This window comes from Limnoglobus sp., assembly GCF_059499385.1.
Window position 1 is genome coordinate 34,436 of the sequence record NZ_JCABYM010000055.1, and the last position, 26,045, is coordinate 60,480.

Annotated in this window: 17 protein-coding genes and 2 pseudogenes; 4 read left to right on the plus strand and 15 right to left on the minus strand. The window is 66.9% G+C overall.

The genetic code is table 11. The features are described 5' to 3' along the window. The first annotated feature begins 48 nt into the window (after positions 1-48). Positions 49-2,571, plus strand: a complete 2,523-nt coding sequence (locus AC5JJ2_RS10570) for a hypothetical protein (protein ID WP_495857950.1) — start codon at positions 49-51, stop codon at positions 2,569-2,571. On the opposite strand, the gene uvrA is transcribed toward AC5JJ2_RS10570, so the two are convergent. Beyond that, on the minus strand, positions 2,561-9,424 hold the full coding sequence (gene uvrA, locus AC5JJ2_RS10575; RefSeq protein WP_495857951.1) for an excinuclease ABC subunit UvrA: 6,864 nt from the start codon (positions 9,422-9,424) through the stop codon (positions 2,561-2,563). The genes AC5JJ2_RS10570 and uvrA overlap by 11 nt on opposite strands. A gap of 536 nt (positions 9,425-9,960) precedes the next feature. Here uvrA and AC5JJ2_RS10580 point away from each other — a divergent pair. Both AC5JJ2_RS10580 and AC5JJ2_RS10585 read left to right on the plus strand, forming a co-directional pair. Continuing rightward, positions 9,961-10,569 (plus strand): sigma-70 family RNA polymerase sigma factor, encoded by a 609-nt coding sequence (locus AC5JJ2_RS10580; protein ID WP_495857952.1) that lies wholly within the window; start codon positions 9,961-9,963, stop codon positions 10,567-10,569. Positions 10,570-10,593: 24 nt separating this feature from the next. Continuing rightward, on the plus strand, positions 10,594-11,856 hold the full coding sequence (locus AC5JJ2_RS10585) for an anti-sigma factor family protein (protein WP_495857953.1): 1,263 nt from the start codon (positions 10,594-10,596) through the stop codon (positions 11,854-11,856). Between the two features lie 39 nt (positions 11,857-11,895). Here AC5JJ2_RS10585 and AC5JJ2_RS10590 read toward each other — a convergent pair whose 3' ends face one another. From AC5JJ2_RS10590 to AC5JJ2_RS10620, 7 genes are all read right to left on the minus strand, one after another. Continuing rightward, positions 11,896-12,894, minus strand: a complete 999-nt coding sequence (locus AC5JJ2_RS10590) for an isocitrate/isopropylmalate dehydrogenase family protein (protein WP_495857954.1) — start codon at positions 12,892-12,894, stop codon at positions 11,896-11,898. A gap of 495 nt (positions 12,895-13,389) precedes the next feature. After that, complete coding sequence (locus AC5JJ2_RS10595) at positions 13,390-14,535, minus strand: glycosyltransferase (protein ID WP_495857955.1); 1,146 nt, start codon at positions 14,533-14,535, stop codon at positions 13,390-13,392. Beyond that, on the minus strand, positions 14,463-15,677 hold the full coding sequence (locus AC5JJ2_RS10600; RefSeq protein ID WP_495857956.1) for a glycosyltransferase: 1,215 nt from the start codon (positions 15,675-15,677) through the stop codon (positions 14,463-14,465). Before AC5JJ2_RS10600 ends, AC5JJ2_RS10595 begins: the two co-directional genes overlap by 73 nt. An 83-nt stretch (positions 15,678-15,760) precedes the next feature. Beyond that, the gene (locus tag AC5JJ2_RS10605; protein ID WP_495857957.1) at positions 15,761-16,912 is read right to left on the minus strand and encodes a Gfo/Idh/MocA family protein; all 1,152 of its coding nucleotides are present in this window, start codon (positions 16,910-16,912) and stop codon (positions 15,761-15,763) included. A 24-nt stretch (positions 16,913-16,936) separates the two neighbouring features. Beyond that, the gene (locus AC5JJ2_RS10610; RefSeq protein WP_495857958.1) at positions 16,937-17,833 is read right to left on the minus strand and encodes a serine hydrolase; all 897 of its coding nucleotides are present in this window, start codon (positions 17,831-17,833) and stop codon (positions 16,937-16,939) included. Between the two features lie 4 nt (positions 17,834-17,837). After that, on the minus strand, positions 17,838-18,512 hold the full coding sequence (locus AC5JJ2_RS10615; protein WP_495857959.1) for a Uma2 family endonuclease: 675 nt from the start codon (positions 18,510-18,512) through the stop codon (positions 17,838-17,840). A gap of 59 nt (positions 18,513-18,571) precedes the next feature. Next, the gene (locus AC5JJ2_RS10620) at positions 18,572-19,513 is read right to left on the minus strand and encodes a sugar phosphate isomerase/epimerase family protein (RefSeq protein ID WP_495857960.1); all 942 of its coding nucleotides are present in this window, start codon (positions 19,511-19,513) and stop codon (positions 18,572-18,574) included. Positions 19,514-19,869: 356 nt separating this feature from the next. Here AC5JJ2_RS10620 and AC5JJ2_RS10625 point away from each other — a divergent pair, with 356 nt between their 5' ends. Next, positions 19,870-20,280 (plus strand): hypothetical protein, encoded by a 411-nt coding sequence (locus AC5JJ2_RS10625; RefSeq protein ID WP_495857961.1) that lies wholly within the window; start codon positions 19,870-19,872, stop codon positions 20,278-20,280. Positions 20,281-20,316: 36 nt separating this feature from the next. Here the strand turns inward: AC5JJ2_RS10625 and AC5JJ2_RS10630 are convergent, their stop codons facing one another. The 7 genes and pseudogenes from AC5JJ2_RS10630 to AC5JJ2_RS10660 all read right to left on the minus strand — a co-directional run bounded on the left by AC5JJ2_RS10630 (position 20,317) and on the right by AC5JJ2_RS10660 (position 26,044). Next, positions 20,317-20,781 carry a RidA family protein gene (locus tag AC5JJ2_RS10630; RefSeq protein WP_495857962.1) on the minus strand — a complete coding sequence of 155 codons (465 nt, stop codon included), beginning with the start codon at positions 20,779-20,781 and terminating at the stop codon, positions 20,317-20,319. A gap of 141 nt (positions 20,782-20,922) precedes the next feature. Further along, entirely contained in the window at positions 20,923-22,020 is a 1,098-nt protein-coding gene (locus AC5JJ2_RS10635; protein ID WP_495857963.1) for a mandelate racemase/muconate lactonizing enzyme family protein, read from the minus strand. A 12-nt stretch (positions 22,021-22,032) separates the two neighbouring features. Beyond that, positions 22,033-22,740: an ABC transporter ATP-binding protein gene (locus AC5JJ2_RS10640; RefSeq protein WP_495857971.1), complete on the minus strand. Its 708-nt coding sequence runs from the start codon at positions 22,738-22,740 to the stop codon at positions 22,033-22,035. Positions 22,741-22,748: 8 nt separating this feature from the next. Next, a pseudogene (locus tag AC5JJ2_RS10645) lies at positions 22,749-23,294 on the minus strand (ABC transporter ATP-binding protein); the annotation flags it as partial. A gap of 492 nt (positions 23,295-23,786) precedes the next feature. Further along, positions 23,787-23,975 (minus strand): annotated as a pseudogene (locus AC5JJ2_RS10650) (ATP-binding cassette domain-containing protein); the annotation flags it as partial. Between the two features lie 2 nt (positions 23,976-23,977). Beyond that, positions 23,978-25,084 (minus strand): branched-chain amino acid ABC transporter permease, encoded by a 1,107-nt coding sequence (locus tag AC5JJ2_RS10655; RefSeq protein ID WP_495857964.1) that lies wholly within the window; start codon positions 25,082-25,084, stop codon positions 23,978-23,980. Between the two features lie 3 nt (positions 25,085-25,087). Continuing rightward, complete coding sequence (locus tag AC5JJ2_RS10660; protein WP_495857965.1) at positions 25,088-26,044, minus strand: branched-chain amino acid ABC transporter permease; 957 nt, start codon at positions 26,042-26,044, stop codon at positions 25,088-25,090. Between the last annotated feature and the right edge of the window lies 1 nt (position 26,045).

Sequence of the window (26,045 nt, forward strand, 5' to 3'; positions counted from 1 at the left end):
GGCAGGAACAATGAGATTACCGATTCCGCCCGGACCCGAGGCCGCACCATGTCCCGCCGCGCGCGACGCCCCGCCTTGTTAATCGCCCTGTTCGCCGTGGGCGTCACCACCGTCACGGCCCCGGCGGTGGACCGCGTCATCTTCCGCGACGGGTTCGTCCTCGAAGGGACGGTCTACAAGGAACAGGAGCGGATCAGCGACGCACAGAACGGGTTCAGTTTCTCGATCCCCAAAAACAAGGGATTCGACATCCTCGACGACGGCCTGCGGTGGTGGATCTTCTCGCGGCACCAGAAGCAGGCGGCCGAGATTCAGCAGAACGTCAAGGGCCTCGAAGATTTGAAGGAGTACGGCCGCACCGTCAATCTCAAGCAACAACAATCGTTGCCCAACTTCACCCGTAGCTTCAAGGCGGACGACTACGACAAGGACTGGAAGCGGAACATCCGCGTCGAAACCAACGTCCGCGACTTCCAGACCATCGAGCAGGTCATCCGCGTCCTCGGCCCGAAGCGAATGATCGTCGTGTCGCGGACGCACAAGTGGCACCCGTACTTCTCGACCCGCGAACTCGGCCCGGCCGCCGTCCGCGCGCTGTTGGTGACGCACCCCGACCTGGACGAGAAGGGGAAGCCGGACGCGACGAAGCGGCTAGCGATCGCGCACTTCTTCTACCAGGGCGACTTCCTGGACGCGGCCAAGGCCGAGATCGCGCGGGCCAAGAAGGACATCCCCGCCGCGTGGACGAAGGAGCAGACGGAAACGCTCGACAAGCTCCAGGCCGCCATCGCGAAGGCCGAGGCGAAGTTGCTCGTGGACGAGCTGGAGGTCGCGAAGGCCGCCGGCCGGTACGCGGCCGGGAAGAACATCGTCGCCGCGTTCGACGCCAAGGCGGCGACCGCCGACCTGACGGACCGGTTCGCGAAGTTGAAGGCGGAACTCGAAATCGTCCAGCCGCCCTACGAGAAATCGAAGCGCCTCCTCGCGGCCACGCTCGACGAGCTGGCGGCCGGCAAGCTCGCGCCGGCCGGGGCGGTCGGCGGGGGCGTCGGCACGCTCGTCGGCCGAAAGCAACTCCCGCCCGAGGCGCAACGGCTCCTCGACGCCGGCGAGCAGGTGGTCGCCGAGTTGCACCCGGACAACGCGGACCGCATCGACATCTTCCGCAAGCTCGCCGAGGGCGTCGAGAGGCAGCGCAAGGCCGGCGGGAGCGGCGGCGAGCGGCCGGAGCGGCTGGTCGCCCTCGCCATCAGCGGCTGGGTCATGGGGCCGAACGGTGCGGACAACAACGTCGAGAACGCCCTCCGCCTCTGGCAGTGGCGGGAGACGCTGACCGCGTACCAGAACGAGGACATCCTCAACGAGCGGCGGGCCGTCTTCGCGAAGATGCAAAAGTCCGGCAAGCCGGTCACGGCGGACGTGCTGTCGCAGGTCATCAAGTACCTGCCGCCCGCCCGGCCGGAGAACCTGGCGAACCCCGGCGGCGTGGCCCTGCCCGCCAACGACCGGACGGTCCCCGGCATCTTCCGGCGTAACACCGGACCCATAAAGGAAACGGCGTCCGGCGTCGATTATCTGGTCCGGCTGCCGAGCGAGTACCACCACGGCCGCGCGTACCCGGTACTGATCGCGCTTACGCACAACTCGATCCCGCCGGAACAGCTCATCAGCCTCTTGGCCTACGAGGCCGACCGCAACGGGTTCATCCTCGCGGCCCCGCTGTGGGTCGGCGGGTTCGACCAGCGGTACGACTGGTCCGGCGACCAGCACTACAAGGTCCAGGCCACGCTGCGGAGCCTGATCCGCCACTACCGCGTGGACAACGACCGCGTGTTCCTGTTCGGCTTCGGCGAGGGGGCGAACTTCGCCCTCGACGTGGGGGCGTCGCACCCGGACCTGTTCGCGGGACTCGTGGGGATGGGGTCGAACCCGAAATACTTTAACATGATGATGCACTACTGGCGGAACTGCCAGAAGCTGCCGGTGTATTTGGCCCAGGGCGCACTCGGCGGTGCGGGGCTGGATAACGTGCGGTCGATCTTTGAGAATTGGATGCACAAGGGATTCCCGGCCCTCGCGACCGTGTACCGCGGCCGCGGCATGGAGTGGTACAGCGGTGACCTGCACCTCATGTTCGACTGGATGCGGTTGAAGAAGCGGGCGACCGGCACGGCCGTCCTCCGGCTGAACCAGTTCGCCGTCGAGCCGTGGTCGATCATGCGGAAGGCGGACAACCGGTTCTACTGGGTCGGCACGGACGAAGTGAATCAGCCCAACCTCCAGACGAACCGCGACCGGAGTTTCGTCCCCGCGGAACTGAAGGCCGACATCGTTCAGGGGAACGAAATCCGGATCAGCAGCCGGGGGCTGAAGAGCGTGACGGTCTGGCTCGATCGCGAGATGATCGACTGGACGAAGCCGGTGAGCGTGCGGATCAACACGGACGTGCCCCGCGGGTACAAGCCGAAGGTGATCCCGCAGGACATGGACGTGATGCTGGAGCAGTTCTACGAGCACGGCGACCGGTCGCTGTTGTTCCTCAACAAACTCGTGTTCGAGGTCACGCCGTAGCCTTCGCGAACGCGGCGAGGTACTCGCGGAGGAACTCGCCGACCGCCTTCGACCGCAGCGGCTCGGCCGACGTGAACTCCAGCTTCAACACCTGGCTGCCGTCGGACCGGTCGTTGGCCAGCTCCGCGTTCCGGCAGAACCCCTCGACGCGGGCGAGGTTCAACTGCCCGATCCGCACGACGAAGTTGCACACCAGGCTGTCCGCCTCCTTCGTTCGGAACCATGCGAACGCCTTCGACGCCCTCGGCAGCCGTAACAGGATGTGGTCCCGACTGTCCCACTTCACGTCCAATTCCGGGGCCGCGTCGCGAATTTGCTTCAAAAACAGGGGTAGGGCGGCGCGGTCCCACTTGAGCTTCCGGCCCGGCGGGAAGCCCTTCTCGCCGAGGTGCCACTTCTCGCCGTCCTTCTTCCACGGCATGTGGTCCTCGACGCCCGCCTTGTCGTTCGCCATCATCTTCGCGAACGCCTCGGCCGCCTTCTTGAGGAAGGCCCGGAACGCGGGAGTCTTCACGTCGTCCATCTTGTGGACGATCAGCACCACTTGTTGCAGCCCCGGCGAGGTCGCCACCTCGACGCGGTTGCCGTCGCGGGCGAACCCCTCCAACCCCGGCGTGTCGGACAGCGGCGGGTAGCCGAGGGCCGCAGCGAGGTCGGCCTCCTTGAACGTTCCGCGGCCGACGCGGAAGACGAGCTTCAGGTACGCCTCGTGCCCTGTCAGGGCGTGCAGGAACCAGCCGTGGGACTTCGTCTCGGCCGCGACCTCGACGACGCTTCGGTGCTTCCAGTTCGTCTCCGAGAACGTGCCGAGCTTGTGGACCTCCTCCTCGACGAACGCGAGGACGGCCCCGTCCCACTTCGCCGGCTTGCCGGTGCTGGTCACGCGGTCCTTCGTGTGCCACCGCGGGCCGTCCTCCTCCCAGGGCAGCAGCGCGTCGTCCCCGACCTGCGTGATGTCGATGTCCCCGACCTTCGCGGCCAGCGCCTTCTTCGGGTCGTACCGCTCCCGCTTCTGCCGCGGCCCGGCCGCCAACACGGCCGCCAGGATTTCCGCCGTGTGCGAGATGATTCCGTCCTTTTTGGACTGCTCGACGACTTGCTCCGGTGTCCCCTGCACGACGACATGACCACCGCCGGACCCAGCCTCCGGGCCGATGTCGAGAATCCAGTCGGCCGACTTCATCACGTCCAGGTTATGCTCGACGACGATGACCGTGTTGCCGAGGTCGGCCAGCCGGTGCAGCACGTCGAGCAGCTTCCGCACGTCGTCGAAGTGCAGGCCGGTCGTCGGCTCGTCCAGCACATAGAGCGTCCGCCCGGTGCTCGGCCGGGACAGCTCGGCCGCGAGCTTCACCCGCTGCGCCTCCCCGCCGCTCATCGTCGGCGCGGACTGACCGAGGGCCATGTACCCGAGGCCCACGTCCGCCAGCGTTTGCAGAACGACGCGGATCTTCGGGATGTTGTCGAACAGCGCGAGGGCGTCCGCGATGCGCATGTTCAACACGTCCGAGATTGACCGGCCGTGGAACCGGACGGCTAACGTTTCCGGGTTGTACCGGCTGCCGTGGCAGGTGTCGCACTCGACCCACACGTCCGGCAGGAAGTGCATCTCGATCCGCTTTTGGCCCATCCCCTCGCACGCCTCGCACCGGCCGCCCTTCTGGTTGAAGCTGAACCGCCGCGGGTGGTAGCCGCGGACTTTCGATTCCGGCAGCCGGGAGAACAGCTCGCGGATCAGGTCGAACACGCCGGTGTACGTGGCCGGGTTGGACGACGGCGAGTTGCCGATCGGGTCCTGGTCCACGTTGATGACCTTGTCCACGTTCTCCAGCCCGCGAACGTCGTCGAGGGCGGCCCCGGCGGTGCGGGCGCGGTTCAGCTTCCGGGCGAGCGTGTTGTACAGCACCTCGTTGATGAGCGACGACTTGCCGGACCCGCTGACGCCGGTGACGGCGACGAACGCGCCGAGCGGGAAGCTCACGTCGATGTTGCGGAGGTTGTTCTGCCGCGCGCCGATCACGTCGATGGTCGCCCCGGCCGGGGCGCGGGCCAGCACCTCGTCCCGCGTCGGGACCGGACCGGCGAACGGCTCGGCGACGACGCGGCGGTTCGTCGGGACGGGTATCGACATCGCCCCGGACAGGTACTTGCCGGTCAGCGAGTCCTTCGACTTCAACACACCCTTGACCGGCCCGGCCGCGGTGATCTCGCCGCCGTGGTCGCCCGCGCCGGGGCCGAAGTCGAGCAGGTGGTCGGCCGACGCGATGACCTCGCGGTCGTGCTCGACGACGACGAGCGTGTTCCCCAGGTCGCGGAGGTGGTGTAGCGCCCGCAAGAGCCGCCGGTTGTCCCGCGGGTGCAGGCCGATGGTCGGCTCGTCCAGCACGTACAAGACACCGGTGAGGCCGCTACCGATTTGCGACGCGAGCCGGATGCGCTGGGCCTCGCCGCCGGAGAGCGTCGGCCCCGGCCGCGACAGGGACAGATAATCGAGGCCAACGTCCACGAGGAACTTCAGCCGGTTCGTGATCTCGCGGAGGATTTCGCCGGCGACCTGCCGGTCGGACTTCGACAGCTTGAGCTTGTCGAAGACGCCGAGCGTCTCGCGGAGCGGGAGCTGGCCCATGTCCCCGAGGGTGCGGTCGGCGAACCGGGTGGCTGCCGCGTCCGACCGCAGCCGCGACCCGCGGCACGCGGAGCAGGGGACTTCATCGACGAGGTGTTCGAGCCGCGCCCGGTAGACAAAGCTGACCCGCGACGCCTCGTCCACGGCGGGGAAGAGGCCCTTGTATTGGAACTTGGGAACGGCCTTTGCCTTGCCCTTCTGGTCGAGCGGCAGCCACGTCTCGCCCGTACCGTGCATCACGGCCCGCTGCTGGTCAGGGGCCAACTCCGCGAACGGCGTATCGAGCGAAAACCCGGCGTGCTTCGCAATCGCCTCCGCGAACGGTAGCCACGCACTGCCCCGGTCCAACTCCGGCCACGCGGTGATTGCGCCGGCGCGGATCGACTTCGCCGAGTCGCCGACGAGCAGGTTCGCGTTCGCCCCCCGCTGGAACCCGAGGCCCTCGCACGTCGGACACCACCCGAGCGGGCTGTTGAACGAGTAGTTGTGCGGGTTCAACTGCTCGTAGCTCGTGCCGCACCGGTCGCACGCGAGGTGCTGCGAGTACGTCTCGACCTTCCACTTCGTCTCGTCCTTCTCCGCGTCCACGTAGGCGAGGTGCATCACCCCGCGGCCGAGGTCGAGCGACTGCTCGACGGCCTCCGCGATCCGCGTCCGCGTGCCGGGCCGCACGACGTTGCGGTCCACGACGACCTCGACGCGGTGCTTCCGCTTGTGGTCGATGGCCGGCGGCTCGTCCAGGCTGTACGACTTGCCGTCGATCCGCATCCGCACGAATCCAGCCCGGCGGATCTCGTCGAACAGCGTCTCGTACTTCTCCTGCCCCTTCCGCTCGAGCGGGGCCATCACGTAGAGCTTCGTCCCTTCCGGCAGGCCGAGGATTTTCTCGACGATCTCATCGGCGGTCTGTGTGCCGATGGGGATGTCGCACTTCGGGCAGTACCGTTGGCCGAGGCGGGCGTACAGGATGCGGAGGTAGTCGTAGATTTCGGTGATCGTGCCGACGGTCGAACGGGGGCTTTTGCTCGTCGTCTTCTGCTCGATGCTGACCGCCGGCGACAGGCCGGTGATGTGCTCGACCTTCGGCTTTTGCACCTGTCCCAGGAACTGCCGGGCGTAACTCGAAAGCGACTCAACGTACCGTCGCTGTCCCTCAGCGTAGATCGTGTCGAGCGCCAGCGATGACTTCCCCGACCCGGACGGCCCGCAGAAGACGCTCATCTTCTCCCGCGGGATGCGGGCCGACACGTTCTTCAAGTTGTGCTGCTGCGCTCCGGTCACCTCCAGGTGCGTGATTCTTTCTTCGGCCTGCTTCCTGACCTCTGACCTCGGACTTCTGACCTCTGTTTTCTTAACAGGGAAGAGCAGGGGGGCCAGCGCCCGCCCCGTGTGCGACTCCTTGTTGCGAGCGACCTGCTCCGGCGTGCCGACGGCGACGACGCGGCCGCCGCCGCTACCGCCCTCCGGCCCCATGTCGATCAGCCAGTCGGCCGTCTTGATGACATCGAGGTTGTGCTCGATGACGAGGACCGTGTTCCCGGCCGCGACGAACCCGTGCAGCACGTCCAGCAGCTTGCGAATGTCCTCGAAGTGCAGCCCGGTCGTCGGCTCGTCCAGGATGTAGAGCGTCTTGCCGGTGCTCTGGCGGCACAGTTCCTTCGCGAGCTTGATCCGCTGCGCCTCGCCGCCGGACAGGGTCGGGGACGGCTGGCCGAGTTTGATGTAGTCGAGGCCCACGTCATGAAGCGTCTGCAACATCGGCCGAATCTTCGGGGCGTGCTCGAAGTGCTCGAGCGCCTGCGCGACCTCCATCTCCAGTACGTCGTGGATCGAACTGCCGCGGTACTTCACCTGCAGCGTCTCGCGGTTGAACCGCTTCCCCTCGCAGACCGGGCACGTCACCCACACGTCGGCGAGGAAGTCCATCTCCAGCCGGTTGGAGCCGTTGCCCTGGCACGCCTCACACCGGCCGCCGGGGACGTTGAAGCTGAACCGGCCGGGCTGGTAGCCGCGGACCTTCGCGTCCGCCATCTTCGCGAAGTGCTGGCGGATCTCGTCGAACAGCTTGATGTACGTCGCCGGGTTCGACCGCGGCGTCCGGCCGATCGGCGTCTGGTCGATGTCGATCACCTTGTCGATCAGTTCGCGGCCGAGAATCTTGTCGTGGTCGCCGATGCTGTGAACGATTTCGTCCCCGTTTTCCTCGTCCGATTCGTGATGCCCACCGGTCAGGGCTTCCATCAGGATGTCGTTCACGAGCGACGACTTACCGGACCCGCTGACGCCGGTGACGACGACGAACTGGCCGAGGGGAATCTCGACCGTCACGTTCTTCAAGTTGTTGTGCCGCGCGCCGACGACCTTGATCGCCTGGCCGGTCGGCTGCCGCCGCTCCTTCGGGACGGCGATCTCCTTCGCCCCGGTGAGGTACTGACCCGTCGGGCTGTCGGGGTTGGCGAAGACTTCGTCGGGTGAACCGGCGGCGACGATCTGTCCGCCGCGAACGCCGGGGCCGGGGCCGAAGTCCACAAGGTAGTCGGCCGCCCGCATCGTGTCCTCGTCGTGCTCCACGACGAGGACCGTGTTCCCCATGTCGCGAAGCCGTTCGAGGCTGCGAAGCAACCGCTCGTTGTCCCGCGGGTGGAGGCCGATGCTCGGCTCGTCCAGGATGTACAGCACGCCGACGAGGCCGCTGCCGATCTGCCCCGCGAGTCGGATCCGCTGCGTCTCGCCGCCGGAGAGCGTCGGGGCAGCGCGGTCGAGGCTCAGGTAATGCAGCCCGACGTTCAAAAGGAACCCGAGGCGAGCGCGAATCTCCTTCAGCAGCTCCGCGCAAATGTGCCGGTGGACCGGCGACAGCTCCGCCTCCATCTTCTCGAACCACGGCACGAGGTCACCGATGGGCATCTTGCCGAGTTCGACGAGCGTCTTGCCGCAGATGCGGACGGCCCGCGCCTGCGGGTTCAGCCGCTGGCCGTGGCACGCGGTACACTTGCCCATGCTCATGTACTTTTCGAGCTGCGCCCGCCGCGGCCCGGCGGCCGTCTTCTTGAACTGCGACAGCATCTGGGGCACTACCCCTTCCCACTTGCCGCCGTGTTTCCAGACCTTGCCGCCGCGCTGCTTCCACTCCCAAACGACGTGCCGGTCGCCGCCGCCGTTCAACATCAACTCCTGATGCTCCCGCGGCAGGTCTTTCCACGGCGTCTTCAGGTCGATGCCGAGCGACTTGCCGACGCCCTCGAAGATATGCTTCCGCCACCGGCCCATCCCCTTGAGCGGGCCGACGAGCGGGACCGCGCCGTCGTAGAAGCTCTTGCCGGTGTCCGGGATCAGAAGGGTGGGGTCGAACGTGTACTTCGTGCCGAGGCCGTCGCAGTCCGGGCACATCCCCTGCGGGCTGTTGAAGCTGAACAGCTGCGGCGTCGGCGGCTCGTACCCGATGTTGCAATGCGTGCAGGCGTAGTTCGCCGAGAGTAACATCTCCTCCGGCTTCGCGTCCCCCTCCGCCTCGACGGCGACGATCACCCCGCCGTCGGCCATGCCGAGCGACAACTCGACCGCCTCCGCGAGTCGGGTGCGAATCTTCGGGTCCACCTTCAGCCGGTCGATGACGATCTCGATGGTGTGCTTGATCCGCTTGTCGAGCTTCAGGTCGTCGGCCAGCTTCACGACCTGCCCGTCTACGCGGGCGCGGACGTACCCCCGCTTCAGCATCTCGGCGAAGAAGTCCTTGAATTCCCCCTTCTGCCCGCGGACGACCGGGGCCATTAGCAGGAACCGCGTCCCCTCCGGCAGCGCCAGGATGCGGTCGATGATCTGCTCGCGGGTTTGCGCCGTGATCGGCCGCTGGCACTTCGGGCAGTGCCCCTGGCCGACGCGGGCGAACAGCACCCGGAGGTAGTCCGCCACTTCCGTGATCGTGCCGACGGTCGAGCGCGGGTTCCGGCTCGCCGACTTCTGCTGGATGCTGATCGCCGGGGAGAGGCCCCCGATGTAATCCACGTCCGGCTTCGGGAGTTGTCCGAGGAACTGGCGGGCGTAGCTGGAGAGCGATTCCACGTACCGCCGCTGACCCTCGGCGTACAGCGTGTCGAAGGCGAGCGAACTCTTCCCGGACCCGCTCACGCCGGTGAACACGATCAGCTTGTTTCGGGGGAGTTCGAGGTTGATGTTGCGGAGGTTGTGTTCCCGCGCGCCGCGGACGACGATGTTCTGGCTGTCCATTACCGGGGGGTTCCTCGGGGTCACCGGTTAGGATACACACGCACAGTACATTTGAACAACGGCATCTTCCCGTTCGGCACGGAGGCGGTCGCTGTGACGCGGGACGAGATTTGGGTGAAGCGGTTCGAGGAGGTGCAGGAGAACGGGTGCGGCGAGTTGTGGGCGCGCCGGGGCGGGGGGGGGCGGGGTACAAGTACTGGCGAATCCCGGACCGGAATTAAGAACGACCACCCCTTCCAGTGGGGTGGGAGTCGTTTCTTCTTATTTCGGGTTGTGAGACGGAAATAAGAAGAAACGCCCCTCACCCCACCCGGCGGGAGGTGTTTTCGGGGAATGGATTCTATCCCCCGCCGAAGTAGAACCCGGTCGGACGCCTCCGATCCGGCCAACGTTCGACCCGCCCGGCCGCAAATCCCCCATTTCCCCGCCGCCCGAACCGTCGCCGTGTGATAGCCTTTCGGCTACAGTGCGGGGAGAAAGTTCGCGGCGGAACCGGGAACCTTTCCGCGGATTCTGCCGTCCTAAGTGCGCGTGCCGTGAACATCGACGAGCGCCGACTCATCGCCGAGAGCTTGCAGGGCCGAAAGGAAGCGTTCGGCCAGCTTGTCCTCCGTTACCAGGACCGGCTCTACCACGCGGCGCTACGGATCGCGGACACGCCGGACGACGCTTACGACGTGGTCCAGGACGCGTTCCTGAACGCCTACCAGTCGCTGGCGTCGTTCAAGGGCGACGCCGAGTTCTTCACCTGGCTGTACCGGATCGCGTTCAACGCGGCCATCAGCCAGAAGCGGAAGAAGCGGGCGACGGTCAGCCTGGACGCGGGCCGGAAGGGCCAGCCGGTGGCGGAACCGATCGACGAGTCCCACGGCGTCACGCCCGGCGAGGCGATGGAGCAGGGGGAGGACGAGCGGCAACTGCACGCCGCCATCCGCCGCCTCTCGACCGAGCACCGGGCCGTGTTGGTGATGAAGGACCTCGACGGGCTGAAGTACGAGGACATCGCGGTCGTAACCGGCGTGCCAATCGGCACCGTGCGGAGCCGGCTGCACCGGGCGCGGTTGGAGTTGCGAAATCTGTTGGACGCGGGTAGCGAACCCGTGGGCGAACTGACCCGGAACGACGCGGACGCGGCGAACCGGTAACCGGAGTGGGACACCCCCAGACCCATGCTGAGCGAAGCGGACAAACTCCTCATCACCGCGGCCGTGGACGGCGAACTGACGCCGGACGAGGGCCGCGCGTTCGAGTTCCTGGTCGCGACCTCGAAGCCGGCCGCGGCGCTGTACGACGCGCTCGCCGAGGACCGCGACCGCCTCGCCGGGCTGCCGAAGGTTTCCGCCCCGGCGACCCTGTACCCGTCGATCTTCGCGCAACTTCAAGCCCTGCCGTCGGTCGAACCGACGCGGCCGCGGCAACCGGCCCGCCGCTCGTGGCTGCCGGTGGCGACGGCCGCGTCGTTCCTCCTCGCCGTGGCATCCGGGACGTACTGGTTCGCCAGCACCGGCGACGGCCGCAACCCGCGGCCGACGGCGGCGAAGCAGGTCCAACAGCTCCCGAAAGAAGGGGCGAAGATCGCGCCGCCCGTCAAACCGACGGCAACGCCGAACGCGGTGGCTACCGAGGAGCCGCTTGTCTCGCCGATCCCGGACCCGCCGGTTTCCCCCGCGGTCGTGGCGAAGACCGACCGGACCGAGCCGAAGCCCGAAGCCGTGCCGACGCCCGGAGCGAATGTGATGGCCGCGCCGGTCGGCAGCGAGGTCAAGGCGTTCGACCGGGTGGACGTGAAGCTGCCGCTCTTGATGCCGTTCGTTGACCTCTCCCGCGAGGAATCGCAAACGGCCCTCCGGGCGCACCTGAATCGCGAGCCGGCGACGCGAATCGACCTGTTCGCGAAGGACTCGGCCCGCGCCGCCGAGGCGCTCGTCGCGGCGGGGAAGGGGGCCAACGTCAACGTGATCGTCGATACGATCGCCGGCGAACGGATGAAGCGAAAGATGCCCTCGACGTGGGTGGTCTACACCGACGCGCTAACCGCCGACGAGGCCGCGAAGTGGCTGGCCGCGGCCGCGACGAAGCAGGCCGCGGAGACCTCGCCGGACGGACAGGTGTTCGGCCCGGTCCACGTTCTTCCGACCGGCCAACAGGAACAGAAAGACACGCTGGCGATGCTGAACGTGGACTTGGCCGCGGTCGCGAAGAAGCCGAAGGACGCGGCGAACGGACACGTCGCGGCGAAGACGCTCGACCAAGTGGCGGCCGCGATCCAGAAGACCGACCCGCCGAAGGCCGCCATCTTGCTGACGTACCAGCCGGCCGTCCGCCTTCATCCGTCGCTGTCGAAAGACGTGAAGCATTTCCACGAGGCCCGCGGAAACCGCGGCCCGAACACGGTCCCCGTGTTCATCGTGATCCGTTCCGCCGGGCAATGACGACAGGGCACTCGTTACGCGAGTGCCCTCGTCCACCCATTACGCATTCAGATTCCCGATCAGCTCCCGCGTGATCGTTGCCGTCGTCCCCTCGCCGCCGAGGTCGCGGGTTAGCCCGACCCCGCGCTCCAACGTCTTCATCACCGCCGCCTCGATCCGCGCCGCCGCGTCCCGCTCGCCGACGTGGTCCAACAACATCGCCGCGCTCCGCACGACCGCGACCGGGTTCGCCACGCCCTTCCCCGCGATGTCCGGCGCGCTGCCGTGGACGGCCTCGAACACGGCGTACCGCGCCCCGAGGTTCGCCCCCGGCACGACGCCCAGCCCGCCGACGAGGCCGGCGCACAGGTCCGAAATCACGTCGCCGAACAGGTTCTCCATCACGAGCACGTCGAACCGCGTCGGGTCGAGGGCCAGCTCGAGGCAGACGGTGTCGATCACCTTCTCGTCGAAGCCGAGGAACGGGAACTCGTCGGCCACGGTCCGCGCGCAATCCAGGAACAGCCCGTCCGACAACCGCATCACGTCCGCCTTGTGGCAGAACGTGACCCGGTGGCGGCCGTGCTGCCGGGCGAACTCGAACGCAAACCTGACGATCCGCTCGGCCGCCGGCCGGGTGATGACCCGTAGGCTCTCGACGACGCCCGGCACGACGACGTGTTCCAGCCCGGCGTACAGCCCCTCCGTGTTCTCGCGGACGACGACAAGGTCCACGCCGGCGTAGGGGACCTTCAGCCCCGGCAGCGTCTTCACCGGCCGCACGCTGGCGTACAGGTCCAGCCCCTGGCGAAGCCGGACGTTGATGGAGCGGAACCCCTTGCCGACCGGCGTGGTGCAGGGGCCTTTGAGCGCGACGCGGTGCTGCCGGATGGCGTCGAGCGTTTGTTCCGGCAGCGGCTCGCCGAGCTTCTCCGCCGCGGCCAGCCCCGCCTCCGCCTTCACCCAGTCGATCTTCACGCCGGCCGCCGCGACGACCTTGCACGCCGCGGCGGTGACTTCCGGGCCGATGCCGTCGCCTTCGATCAGCACGAGTTTCATGAGCCACGCTCGATGAGTATGTGGAGTTCCGCGGCCGCCGCCCGAATGAGATAGCGTATCGGCGCGGGTCCGTCCGCCGCGGCGAGGGCAACGGCTCAACGACAAGCTACCGGACGGAAGCGGGAATGCAATCCGGAAGCGAGCAAGTCCACCCCGCACGCGACTGGGGTTGCTCTATTGGTTGTTGGCGCGGCCGGGGCAGAGTCTTCGATGCCACGGTGTCCGCCTCCGGGGCGTCGCAAAGCCTCAGCCCCAGCCACCCACAACTTTGACCTTGAAGCTCCACAGCGGATCCCAGCCATGTGCTTGGACCTAAGCCGCAACCGGTCCTCTCGACGAGCCAACCCCTGAAAGTCACGGGAAAGTGTTGGGCCGGCTCTGAAGCGTCCGACGCCACAGAGGGCCGGGAAAGCCCACACGTCTAACGTCCGATAATGAACATTATGTTGTATAAGTTTGCCACGACATGCAGGGGGCTTTCCCGGAAATCCTCGGCTAAATCATTGAGCGGTAGAATGCCTCGAACCGCCGGACCATTCCCTGCCGGCCGTACACTTCTTCCGCCCGCCGGCGGGCCGTCGCGGCCATCCGGCGGCCCGCCGGCGGGTCGTCGATTAACTTCTGGATTGCTCCCGCGAGCGCTTCGTCCGACCCCGGCGCGACGATCACCCCGCCGACGCCCGGACCGACGAGTTGGGCGGTCGCGCCGGTGTCGGTCGCCACGATTGCCCGCCCCGCCGCCATGTACTCCAGGACGGCGTTCGACATCCCCTCCGAGTGGGACGGCATCACCGCCAAGTCGAGCGACCGCAAGAACTCCGGCACGTCGGCGAGCGACCCGCGGAGCCGGAACCGGTCGCCGAGGGCCAGCTCGCGACGAAGCTGCTCCAGCCGCGGTCGGTCGGGGCCGTCGCCCGCGACCTCGAACTCGACCTTCGCGCTAAGTTCTAGCACCAGTTGTGCGGCCCGCATCAAGCCGTCGATGTTTTTGACCGGCCGCAGGTTCGCCACGCACCCGACGCGGACCGTCTCGCCGAACGCCGGCGGCCGCACGTCCGGAAACCGGTCGAGGTCCACGCCGTTTTCGATGACCGTCACCCGGTCCGCCGAGACGCCGTCCTGCCGGATAAGTTGCTCGCGACCGCCCTCGGAGTTCGTCAAAGACCGCGTCACCCACGGTCGGATCAGCCGGTTCAGGACCCGGTCCTTTCGTGTCAGCCAGTAGCCGAGGTTGTTCCGAACGCGGACGACGTGCGGCACGCCGCACCACCGCGCCAGCGGGACCGAAAAGTACGAGGCGTCCAGAAAGTAAGATTGCAGGATGTCGGGCCGCGACCGCGACCAGAGCTGCCGGACGTGCCTCGCGGCCCGCAGCCCGGCGCGGGAGAGGAGTTTCGTCACGCCGAGGCGAATCACTTCGCAGTCCCGCGGCTCTAATTCGCGGGACGCCGCCGGCCTTCCATCGAGGAGGATGAGCGTCGGCTCGAAAAGCGCACGATCCATCAGACGGATCAGCGCGAGCAACTGCGATTCCGTACCGGCGCGGCTCAGGTTGTCGATGCAAAACGTTATCGGAACCGGACGATCCGCTCGAAAAGGCTCGGTCGGCTCGGCACGGGGTCGGGACAGGGTTGGGTGCATGTCACACGTCGTTGAAGCGACACCGGGGGCCGGCACAACTGGGCGAACAATTTTTGATAAGCAGCGGCCTGGCCCGCGAACGTGAACTCGGCCCGCATCCGCTCGCGGCCGGCGCGGCCGAGGGCCATCCGCTTCGCGTCCTGTTTCAACAGGTCGAGGATCGCGCGGGCGAGTTCCGACGGGCGGCCGGGCGGGACGAGCAGGCCCGTCTGCTCGTCCGCGACGACCTCCGGCGTCCCGCCGACGGCGGTGGCCACGACCGCGACTTCGGCCGCCGCCGCTTCGAGGGCCACGTTCGGCAGTCCTTCCGTGTAGGACGGTAGCACGAATAGGTCCGCGAAAGGCAGGAAGTGGTCGAGTTCGGTCGTGAACCCCGCGAGCACGAATCGGTCGGTCAGTTTCGCGGTGCGGATCATTGCCTCGAGTTTCGGCCGCTCAACCCCTTCGCCGAAATGAATGAACGCGGCCGAGGGGTGTTGCTTCAAAACGTCCCCGGCGGCCGTCACGAGGAGCTCGAACCCCTTTTCCGGGCTGAGGCGACCGGCGGAAATCACGAGATGAGACACCGCGGTGTCGGCCGCGAAGTACGCCTGCAACCGAGTTTCGTAGCCGAGGTCCGTGCCGTTGAAGTCCGGGAACCGGCAGCTGTTCCGCACGACCGACAGCCGCTCGTCCGGCACGCCGCACCCCCGCACCTTCGCGGCTTGCGCGTCCGACACGGCGACGACATGGTCCATGAATCGGAGGTTGAACCGGTCGAGTTGCTCGTACCGGCGGACTTTCCAGTTCTCGGCCGTCCACCCCCGCGACACGGCCACGACCGGGATGCCGACCCGCCGCGCCGCGATCCGGCCGAGCAGGTTCGGCTTGTAGCTGTGGGTCAACAGTACGTCCGTGCGGTGCGCTTTCAGGTATTCAGTCAGTTCGGAAAGGATGGAGCGCAAACGGGGAAAGTCGGCCAAGAGTGCATCGCCGGCGAAGCCGCGACGACGAGCCTCGTCGAGAAACGCGGCGCACCGGCCGCCCTCGCGGAACGAGACGAATCGCGTGTAACATTCCGGCGGCAGGTGTTCGGCCAGTCCGAGCATCTGCCGCTCGGGGCCGCCGAAGAGCGTGCTGGCCGTCAGGTGAACGATGTTCATCAACCGGCGTCCCTGCCAGGGTGAAAAGTCCGCGGCTAGTCTAGACCGGCCGCGGACGGGCTGTCGAGGGCAAATCTTCGCCATCAGGACTTCGGCACTTCTACCCACTTCTCGGCCTTCGCCGAGTCGAGGATCGCGTCCAGAATGTGCTGCGTTTCCAGGGCGTCGCGGAACGTCGGTCCTTGCGGCTTGCCGGTTTCCAGCCCCTGTATGAAGTCCGCGACTTGGTGGGTGAAGCTGGAGTCGTACCCGATCGCCAGGCCGGGGACCCACCAGTTCGCCATGTACGGGTGGTCCGGGCTGTTGTCCGTGACGTGAATGCTCTTCCAGCCGCGGATCTTGCCTTCGTCCTTGTAGTCGAAGATTTGGAGGCGGTGGAGGTCGTGGAGGTCCCAGAAGATGCTCATGTTCTCGCCGTTGATCTCGAACGTGTAGAGCGCCTTGTGCCCGCGGGCGTACCGGGTGCTCTCGAAGTTGGCGAGCGACCCGTTCGCGAACTTGCCCATGAAGATGCAGGCGTCGTCGATGCCGACCTTCTCGACCTTGCCCGTCAGGTTGTGCATCCGCTCCTTCACGAACGTCTCGGTCATGCAGCAGACCGACTGCAACCCGCCGTTGAGCCACACGGCCGTGTCGATGCAGTGGGCGAGCAGGTCGCCGGACACGCCGCTGCCGGCCGCGGCCACGTCCAGCCGCCAGAGGCCCTGCCCGCCCTGCGGGAGGTCGGACTTGATCGTCCAGTCCTGAAGGAACTTGGCGCGGTAGTGGAAAATCTTCCCGAGCCGCCCTTCCTCGATGAGCTTCTTCGCGAGCGTCACCGCCGGGATGCGGCGGTAGTTGTACCAGACCATGTTCGCGACCTTCGCCTTCTCGACGGCTTTCACCATCTCCAGGCCCTCGGCCGCGTTCATCGCCAGCGGCTTTTCGCACAGGATCATCTTGCCGGCCTGCGCCGCCGCGATCGCGATCTCCTTGTGCAGGTTGTTCGGCGTGCAGACGTCCACCACGTCGATGTCCTTGCGGTCGAGCAGTTTCTTCCAGTCCGTCTCGACGCTCGCGTACCCCCACTGGTCGGCGAACTTCTTGATCTCCCCCTCGTTCCGGGCGCACGCGGCCTGCAACACGACCTCGTGCTGCGACGGGAAGAACTGGCCGACCTGCTTGTACGCGTTCGAGTGCGCCCGGCCCATGAAGCCGTACCCGATCATGCCGACGCGGAGAGGTTTCTTCGCCATGAATCGCTCCAGGATGGGGGTGAGTCACTTCTTCGAGAAGTAGTCGTAGACGGCCTTGCCGACCTTCGCGATGGTCACCTGCCCGGCGTTGTCGAGCACCCACCGCTGGTCCTCGTTCTCGTTCGTCAGCACGCAGACGGCCACCGGCGTGGTCTTCTTCTTGTCCGCGGCGTCGGGGATAAAGATGATGCCCGCATCGGTGCGGACCTGGTTCGTGGCCCCGGTCTTGTGCGCGACGACCGTGCCCGCGGGCAGGAAGCGGACGAGTTGCTGCTTGTCGTCGTTCGCCTTCAGGTTAGCCATCATCGCCTTGCACGCCTCCGGTGACGCGGCCTTTTCCGTGTGAATAAGTTCGAGCAGCCCGACCGCGTCCTTCGCGGTAATGGAACCGAGCGAATACTTCTTGGTCCGCTCCGGATCGACGCTCGAGGTGCCGCCCTTGAACACCTTCGCGTTGATCCGCGTCTCCGGGAAGCCGAGCTTCGCCGTCGTCGCGTTGACGTTCTTGATGCCGACCTGGTCGAGGACGAGGTTCGTGGCCGTGTTGTCGCTGTAGACGATCATCAGCCGGACGGCGTCCTTGATCGGGAACGACGCCCCCTCGGAGAAGTGCGAGGTGAGGATGCCGGCACCTGGAACTTTGTCGTCCTTCGCGAGCGTGACGTGCGTGCCGAGGTCGATCGTCTTCTCGTCGGCCTGGCGGTAGGTCTCGATCATGACGGCCAGCTTGATGAGGCTGGCCGTCTGCATGACCTCGTCGCCGTTCAGCTCGTAGTGCTCGCCGGTGGCGAGGTTCTTCACGGCGACGGCGACCTTGCCCTTGTGCGCGTTCGCGATGGGCTTGATCGCGTCGCCGAGGTCGGTGGCGGCCACTTCCAGGCAAGTGGCGAGGGCGATGAAGAAGGCTACGAACGATTTCATGCGGCTAGCTCTTTTTCTTGGACTTCGGACGCGGCGGGTCCGCGAACAGTTGAACGAGAGGGAGGTGAAAGCCCGGCAACACGCGGCCGCCGTCGAGCGAGCCGTCGCGCTGGACGACCTTTCGTTTCTTCACGGATGTGTAAACTTCCGCCGTTCGCGTGATCGGGTCGATGACCCAGGCGAGGCGACACCCACCGGCGAAGTAGTCGTGTAGCTTTCGGTCGATTTCCTGGACTGTGTTCGAGGGACTGAGAACTTCCACCACGAGTGTCGGTATCGTTCGCCAAATCGCCTCGTTAGGCATCCCTACCTCCGGCAGCCGGGAGAAGGGGATGAAGCTGACATCCGGGTAGCGGACGTTGCCCTCGAACAGGCGGAACGGGCCGTCCGCACCGACGACGATCCCGAGTCGATGCTCGCGGACGAAGTTCCCGATCAGTCGTCCCAGTTCCATACCCAGGAACGATTCGTGGGTTCCCATCGCCTTCTCCACGAGCGTGCCGTCGATCAACTCGTAGAGCCGCTTGTCGGCGGCCTCCTGATACCGCAGCACGTCCGCCTCGGTCGCCCGACCGGGCGGCGGGTCCATACAGATGCGGTCTAGCGGTACGTACCCGAGCCGCGCGTGGAGGTCGGCGAACGAATCGAGCTGGGCTGCGGGTGCGATTTTGACGACCATCGACGACCCTCGTGACCGGCGGCGCGGAACGCCCTGCCCCGCGCCACGTTGAAGGCGTGTTACGCCGCCGCGTATTTCGCCCGCATCTTGTCGAGAAACTTCTTGCTGTCGGCCGTCACCTCCCAGGCGTTCGGCCAGAAGCACAGGTCCACGCACCACCAGTCGTTCGGCACGCCCGCGGCCTGGATCGCCGGGAACAGCTCGTCGAAGTTCAAATTTCCAGTGCCGAACGGGTTGTGCGTCGAGGTGTTGTGCTCGTTCAGGCTGCCGTCGCTGTCGATGACGTGGACGTGCGTGATCTTCCCCTTCAGTTTGTTCAGCAGTTCGAGCGCGCCGCCGGCCAGCAGTTCCTTTTCGCCCTGGTGGTTCGCGCCGATCTTCGCGACCATGTGCGCGTGGCAGCTGTCGTACAGCACGCCGAAGTTCGGGTTCCCCTTCCCCCGCACACCGTCCACGACCTTCAGGATTTCGCTCGGCTTGTTGAACACGAACCCCGGCTCGAACTCCCAGCAGATGTTCAGCCCGAAGTCGCTGGCGACCTTGCTGCACTTGTCCCAAGTCGCGATCAGCCGATCCATCCCCGCGGCGTAGCCGAGCTTCTTGCCTTCCTCGGTGCTGAAGTAATCAGGCGAGAGGACGGTATCGACGCGGATCGTCTTCACGTCCAGGTCGGCGGCGAACGCGCACCAGCCGAGGAACGCCGTCGTGTAAGCGGCCGGGATTTCGTCCAGGATGCTCACGCCCGGCGTCTTGAACGCCCACAGGTCCACGGCGATGGCCGACAGTGCCAGGCCGTGGTCGGCGATCTCCTTCTTGAGCTTCTGGCGGCTCGCCTTCGTCGGGTGGGAGAACGGCGACGGGTGCGGGCCGAAGCTGCCGAGTTCGACGCCGTCGTACCCGAGGTCCTGGAGCTTGTGCAGAATGACGTGGAAGTCGTTCGTCGGCGTCTCCTGGTTGAACAGGTACGCCCAGGTGCCGATGGAGATGCGGGCCTTCGCCATGATTCGACCTCGGGAGGGTGGAGCTTGCGGGTGGTAAGATGCGGGACTCGATGACGCGGCGGGCCGTGCCACTACTGAGGGGGACGCCACCGGTCCGGGGCGGTATCCTATCTCACCCTTCTGGGGCGGCCGCGACTTGGTTACGTTGTATCGCGGCCGACGGCGGGTTCTAGCCCGGATCGCAAGGAGTTCGCCGCACGAACGACCCGACTACCTTCCCCAGTTTCGCGCGCCGCCGCAACTATTTTTTGAGCGGGCCGCGCAAGTTTCGTCCGGCCGGGGCGAACTTACTGGAAAGAACGGCTGTCGGGTCCGGTACAAGAAGATACCGGAGAGTTGCACCTATGAAATGGACCATGAACGACGACAACGGCGGTTCGACACTGTGCCGACAACGCCCCGGTGAGAAGAAGAAGGCGTGCCGGGTCGTCCTCGGCCTCCCCCCTTCCCTGCCCGCCGCGAACCTCGCGGACCAGTTCCGCATGAAGGGCTGGGACGTGTGCGTCGCCGCCAACGGCGAGGACGCGCGGCGGACGGCCATCCGGCACCACGCGAACGTCGTGGTCGTGCCGTTCCTGCCGAACGACCCGCTCGCCACGGCGAAGGTCGTGAACGCCATGCCCGCGAAGGCGAAGATCGTTCTGGTGGCCGCCGAGCGGGGACAGGCCGCGCGGTTCGGCGAGATGATCGAGGCCGTCGTGGTCGGCGACCGCGACAGTGCCGACACCATCTTGAACGAGCTGAGCGGACGACACGCCAAGAAATAAATCGAGCGGCCCCGGTTCAGCCGGGGCCGCTTCCGTTTACTCGACCTCGAAGATCGCCTCGATCTCGACGGCCATCCCGTTCGGCAGCGCGTTGTGCCCGACCGCGCTCCGCGCGCCGACGCCGGCGTCGTCGCCGAACACTTCCTTCATCAGTTCCGAGTACCCGTTGATGACCTTCGGCTGGTCCTTGTAGTCGGCCGTGCAGTTCACCATGCCGAACGACTTCACCAGCCGCTTTACCTTGTCGAGCGACCCCAGGAAGTTGCGGAGCGTGGCGAGGATGGCCAGCCCCGTCTGCCGGGCCGCCTCCTTCCCCTGGTCGAGCGTCAGGTCCTTGCCGACGCAGCCGAGGATGTACGTGCCGTCCAGCTTCAGCGGCCCGTGCCCGGACACGAACACGAGGTTGCCGACCCGCACGGCCGGTTTGTACACGGCCACCGGCTTCGGGATGCTCGGCAGGATCAGGTGCAGCTTCGCGACTTGTTCTTCCGGCTTCGACATGGGACCCCTCCGGGAAGGATGACAGGACTAGGCGTGTGGCCACGCTTGCTGGAACGTTGATATATAGCCGCCGGCTTGCCGGCGGGGCTTTGCGACCCCCGAAAGCCCCGCCGGCAAGCCGGCGGCTATATAAGCCCCGTCTCAGACGCGGTGGTGTGCGAGGTACTTCTCGTTCGGGCGGACGCCCAGCCCTGGAGCATCCGCCACGACGAGTTGCCCGTCAACGAATTTGGGGCCGCCGTCGAACAGCGGCGCGAACCAATCGACCGTCTCGCACACGCGGCCGAGGACCGACCCGGCGGCGAGGTGCGTGCCGACTTCCGGCAGCCGCACGGGGCAGACGGCGACGTGCCGCAGTTCCGCGAGCTGCGCGACCTTGCGGGCCGGGGTGATGCCGCCGAGCCGCAGCGGGTCGATGCGAACGGCAGAGACGCTCGTGGTTTCGAGCAGTCGGACGAAGTCGTCCACCCGGTCGAACAGGCTGCCGACGCTCACCGCCACTTCGAGCCGGTCGAGCAGTCGCGAAAGTCCTTGCGAATCGTCGTTCCGCAGCGGGTCGGAGAAGCCGTCGATGGCGAAGTCTTCCTCGCACATCCGGCCCATCCAGAGGGCGGTCGAGAAGTCGTACCGGCCGTTCGCGGACACCTCGAACCACGCCCCTTCGGGAACCGCCTCGCGCAACTGGCGAACGCGGTCCGCGTCGATGTCCGGGTCGGCCGTGCCGATCTCGACGACGACGCCCGCGGCCCCGGCGTCGAGCGCCGCCCGCGTTTCCTTCGCCGCCGCCTTCGCGCCGAGCGCGGGCGTGGCCGTGTCGGACGCGATCGCCTTCAACTTCGTGCGGTAGCCGCCGAGGAGTTGGTAGACCGGCAGGTTCGCGGCCTTCCCCTTCACGTCCCACAGGGCGAAATCGACGGCCGCATAAGCCCGCGCCGCGAGACCGGGAAAGCCGACGGTTTCGAGTTCGTGCGACGCCCGCAGGAACAGGCGCTCGGTGAGCGTCGGGTTTTCGTTCAACAGAATCGGCGCGACGAGCGAGTCGAGGAGCGAGCGGATCGCGGCCCCGCCGCCGCCGAGGGTGTACGTGAAGCCGACGCCGGTGTGCGGGCCGTCGGTGAGGATTCGCACGAGGACGACTTCGACATCCTTCGCCGCCCGCGGGTCTTGGGAAGTCGGGAGGGCGACGGCACGGGGCAGCGGCAGGCGGGCGAGGTCGGTTTCGACGCGGGTGATCTTCATGGCCGCCGGGGGTCAGCACTCGCCGAGGTACGCGGACCGCACCCGCGGGTCTGTCAGCAGTTTATCGGCCCGGTCGGTCATCGTCACACGCCCCGTCTCGATGACGTACCCGCGGTGGGCAGCCTTGAGCGCCATGAACGCATTCTGCTCGACAAGAAGCACGGACATGCCGCCCTTGTTGAGCTGCTTCACCACGTCGAAGATTTGCACCACGATCTGCGGGGCCAAGCCCAGCGACGGCTCGTCGAGCATGAGCAGCCGCGGCCGGGCCATGAGCGCCCGCGCGATGGCAAGCATCTGCTGCTGCCCGCCGGAGAGCAGCCCGCCAGCCTGCGACTTTCGCTCGCGGAGGATCGGGAACATCGCGAACATCTTTTCCAGGTCGTCGGCGACGCCGGCCGGGTCGGTTCGCGTGAACGCCCCCATCTGCAAGTTTTCCAGCACCGTCAGCCGGGGGAAAATCTTCCGCCCCTCCGGCGACAGTGCGAGGCCGAGCTTCACCACCTGATGCGCCGCGTACTTCGTGATGTCCAGCCCGTTGAACGTGATGCTGCCCGCCCGCGGCTTCACGACGCCGGCGACGGACAGGAGCGTCGTCGTCTTCCCGGCCCCGTTCGCGCCGATCATGGCGACGATCTCGCCGTCGTCGACGTGGACCGTCACGTCGTGGAGGGCGTCGATCGGCCCGTACCCGGCCCGCAGCTTGTCTATACTCAACAGGGCCGCCATCAGGTCACCTCTTCCTTGCCGAGGTACGCCTCGATCACCTTCGGGTCGCGGCTCACCTCGGCGGGCGTCCCCTCGGCGATCTTCTGGCCGTAGTCGAGCACCGCCACCTTGTCCGAGATGCCCATGACGAGGTTCATGTGGTGCTCGATCAGTAACACCGTGACGCCGCGGTCGCGGATCTTCTTGATGAGGCCCATCAGGTCCGTCGTCTCGCTCGGGTTCATCCCGGCGGCCGGCTCGTCGAGGAGCAGCAGCTTCGGGTTCGTGGCGAGGGCCCGCGCGATCTCCAACCGCCGCTGGTCGCCGTAGGCGAGGTTCTTGGCCAGCTCGGTCGTCTTCCCCTTGAGGCCGACGAACTCCAAGAGGGCGAACGCCTTGTCCGCCGCCGCCTTCTCCTCGTTCAGGTGCCGCGGCAGGCCGAGGGCCATCATGACCGGGTGGGCCGTCAGTTCGCGGTCGAGGCCGACCATGACGTTCTCGCAAACGGTCATCGCCGGGAAGAGGCGGATGTTCTGGAAGGTGCGGGCGATCCCGCCCTGCGAGATGATGTCCGGCGTCCGCCGCGACCGCAGCCAGATGAGGTAGTACGCGAGCGGTGCCAGCACCAACCCGGCGACGAACGCGACGCGGGTGTATAGCAACAGCTTCTCCCGCGTGGCCGCGACATCGGCCCGCACCTTCACGTCCGCCGCGGCCGCGCCGAGCCCCGCCGGTTGAAGGAGCGAGTCGCGGTGGGCACGGGCCGCGGACTCGTCGTCGAACACGCCGAGCGATGTCTTGCCGTCGAGCGCCTTCACCTCCCACTTGCCGGTGATGCGGTTCTTCTCGACGCCCGGCTTGCCGGACAGGTAGTCGGCCGCGGCCGTCGTCATCTTCGAGAGGCTAAACGTGTCCTCCGGCGACGCGAACTGCCGGGTGACGGCCGCCGTCCAGAGTTCCTGCACGCCCGCGGCGGCGAGGTACGCGAACAGCCCGACGACGAGGCCGGACAGGATGCACGCCAGCAGAACGCGGGTCTGGAACGGCCGCTTCACGTCCGCGCCGCCGAACGCGATCGCGCCGTCCGTCGGCTTGTAGATGCCGGTGACGACGTTGAACACGGTCGTCTTCCCGGCCCCGTTCGGCCCGATGACGGACACGATCTGCCCGGCCGGCACTTCGAGCGACAGGTTCGACACCGCCGTGATGCCGCCGAACCGCATCGAGACGTTCTGGATCGAGAGCATGGTTACGGGTTCCCCGGCGGCGGCGTGTGGACCTCTTCCTTCAACCGGTTCGACGGCAACAACCCCTGCGGCCGGTACCGCATCACCAGGATCAGTACCAGGCCGAAGACGAACAGCCGCCACCCGGAGAACGTCATCATCTGGGCCGAGATCGGCAGTTTGAAAAGGCCCAGGTCTTTCACCACTCTCTCGGGGCTGCCGAACTTCGCCTGGAGCAGCTCGTCCATGATCGGCGAGAGGATTTTGTCGAACCCATACAGCAGGAAGACGCCGAGGAGCACGCCGTTGCGGCTGCTCAGCCCGCCGAGGATGACGCAGCAGAGCAGCAGGATCGACTTGTTGAAGTCGTAGTCGTCCGGGCCGACGGTGCTCGTCATCCGGCTGGCGTACAGGCAACCGGCGAACCCGGCGATGCCGGCGGCGAACACGAACGCGGCCAGCTTCAGTTTCGGGACGTTCAGCCCCATGCACGAGGCGGCCAGCTCGTCCTCACGGACGGCCACCATCGCCCGGCCGAGCTTCGACCGCTCGATCCGGTAGAGGACGAAGTAGACGGCCGCCAGGGACAGCAGCGTGAGGTAGTAGAACGGCCGGTAATCGGTGGACCACTGATCGACGGTCACGCCGGGGACGACCGGCGGCGGCACGGGGTTCAACCCCCGCGTCCCGGCGGTGATGTCGCTGAGGTTCTTCACCGCGTACTTCACCACCTCGCCGAACCCGAGTGTAACGAGGGCGAGGTAGTCGCCGCGGAGCCGGAGCGTCGGGACGCCGAGGACGCCGCCGAACGCGGCGGCGGCGAGCGTGCCGAACACGAGGGCGAGCCAGAACCCGACCTCGAACGGGTACGCCGGGACGGTCAGGATGCCGGTGACGTAGGCCCCGATGCCGAAGAACGCGGCGATGCCCAGGTGCAGGATGCCGACGTTGCCGACGTCGACGTTGAGGGCGAGCGCGAGGATCGCGAAGATGAACATGCCGGACATCTGGTCGCCGAGCGACCGGCCGACCCCGGCCTGGAACCAGCCGTCGAGGGCCGGGAACAGCGGGAACGCGACCAGGATCGCGAACAGGGCCAGCGGCCAGGACGGGAACGGGGCGGGCTTCATGGGTTACACCTTCTCCCGGACGCGAGCGCCCAACAGGCCGGACGGCCGGAAGACCAGCACGACGATCAGCACGGCGAACACCAGGGCGGGCGCCCACGTCTCGCCGACGAACTCGCTGCCGAACGAGCGGACGAGGCCGATCAGGATGCCGCCGAGGACCGCGCCTGGGATATTGCCGATGCCGCCGAGGACGGCCGCGGTGAAGGCGTACAGCCCGTTCTGGAACCCCATCTGGTAGCCGACGGTGTTGACCGTCAGGCCGTAGACCATACTCCCGAACCCGGCGAGCGCCCCGCCGATCAGGAACGTCGCGCCGATGACGCGGTCGGTGTTGATGCCCATGAGCTGCGCCGCCGTCGGGTTCTGGGCCGTCGCCCGCATCGCCTTGCCGAGCGTCGTGAACTTCACCAGGTACGTGAGCGCCAGCATGAGGGGAATCGTGACGGCGAAGACGAGGACCGTCTTCCAGGTGAGGACGACCTTCGCCTCCGGGCCGAGGAGGTTGTCTTGCGGGAGAAGGTTCGGGAAGTTCACGTCTTGCGGGCCGCCCCAGAACAGGCCGACGTTCGTGAACACGAAGCTGACGCCGATGGCCGACACGAGTGGGGCGAGCTTCGGGGCGGTGCGGAGCGGCTTGTACACGACGCGATCGACGGCGAGGTTCAACGTCGCACAGAACAGCGGTACCACCAGGAAGCAGGCCGCGAGTACCACCCACGCGGTCGCGTCCGCCACCGGATTCGCCGGGTCCACCACGGTCGTCAGCAGCGTCAGGCCGAGGAACGAGCCGAGCATGAACAGGTCGCCGTGGGCGAAGTTCACGAGCTCGACGATCCCGTAGACCATCGTGTAGCCGAGCGCGATGAGGGCGACGAGGAACCCGAACCGCAGGCCGTCGATGGTCAGTTGCACCAGGTTCTGCCAGGCGAACGACGTGTCGGCGAGGAGCAAAGGCGGCATG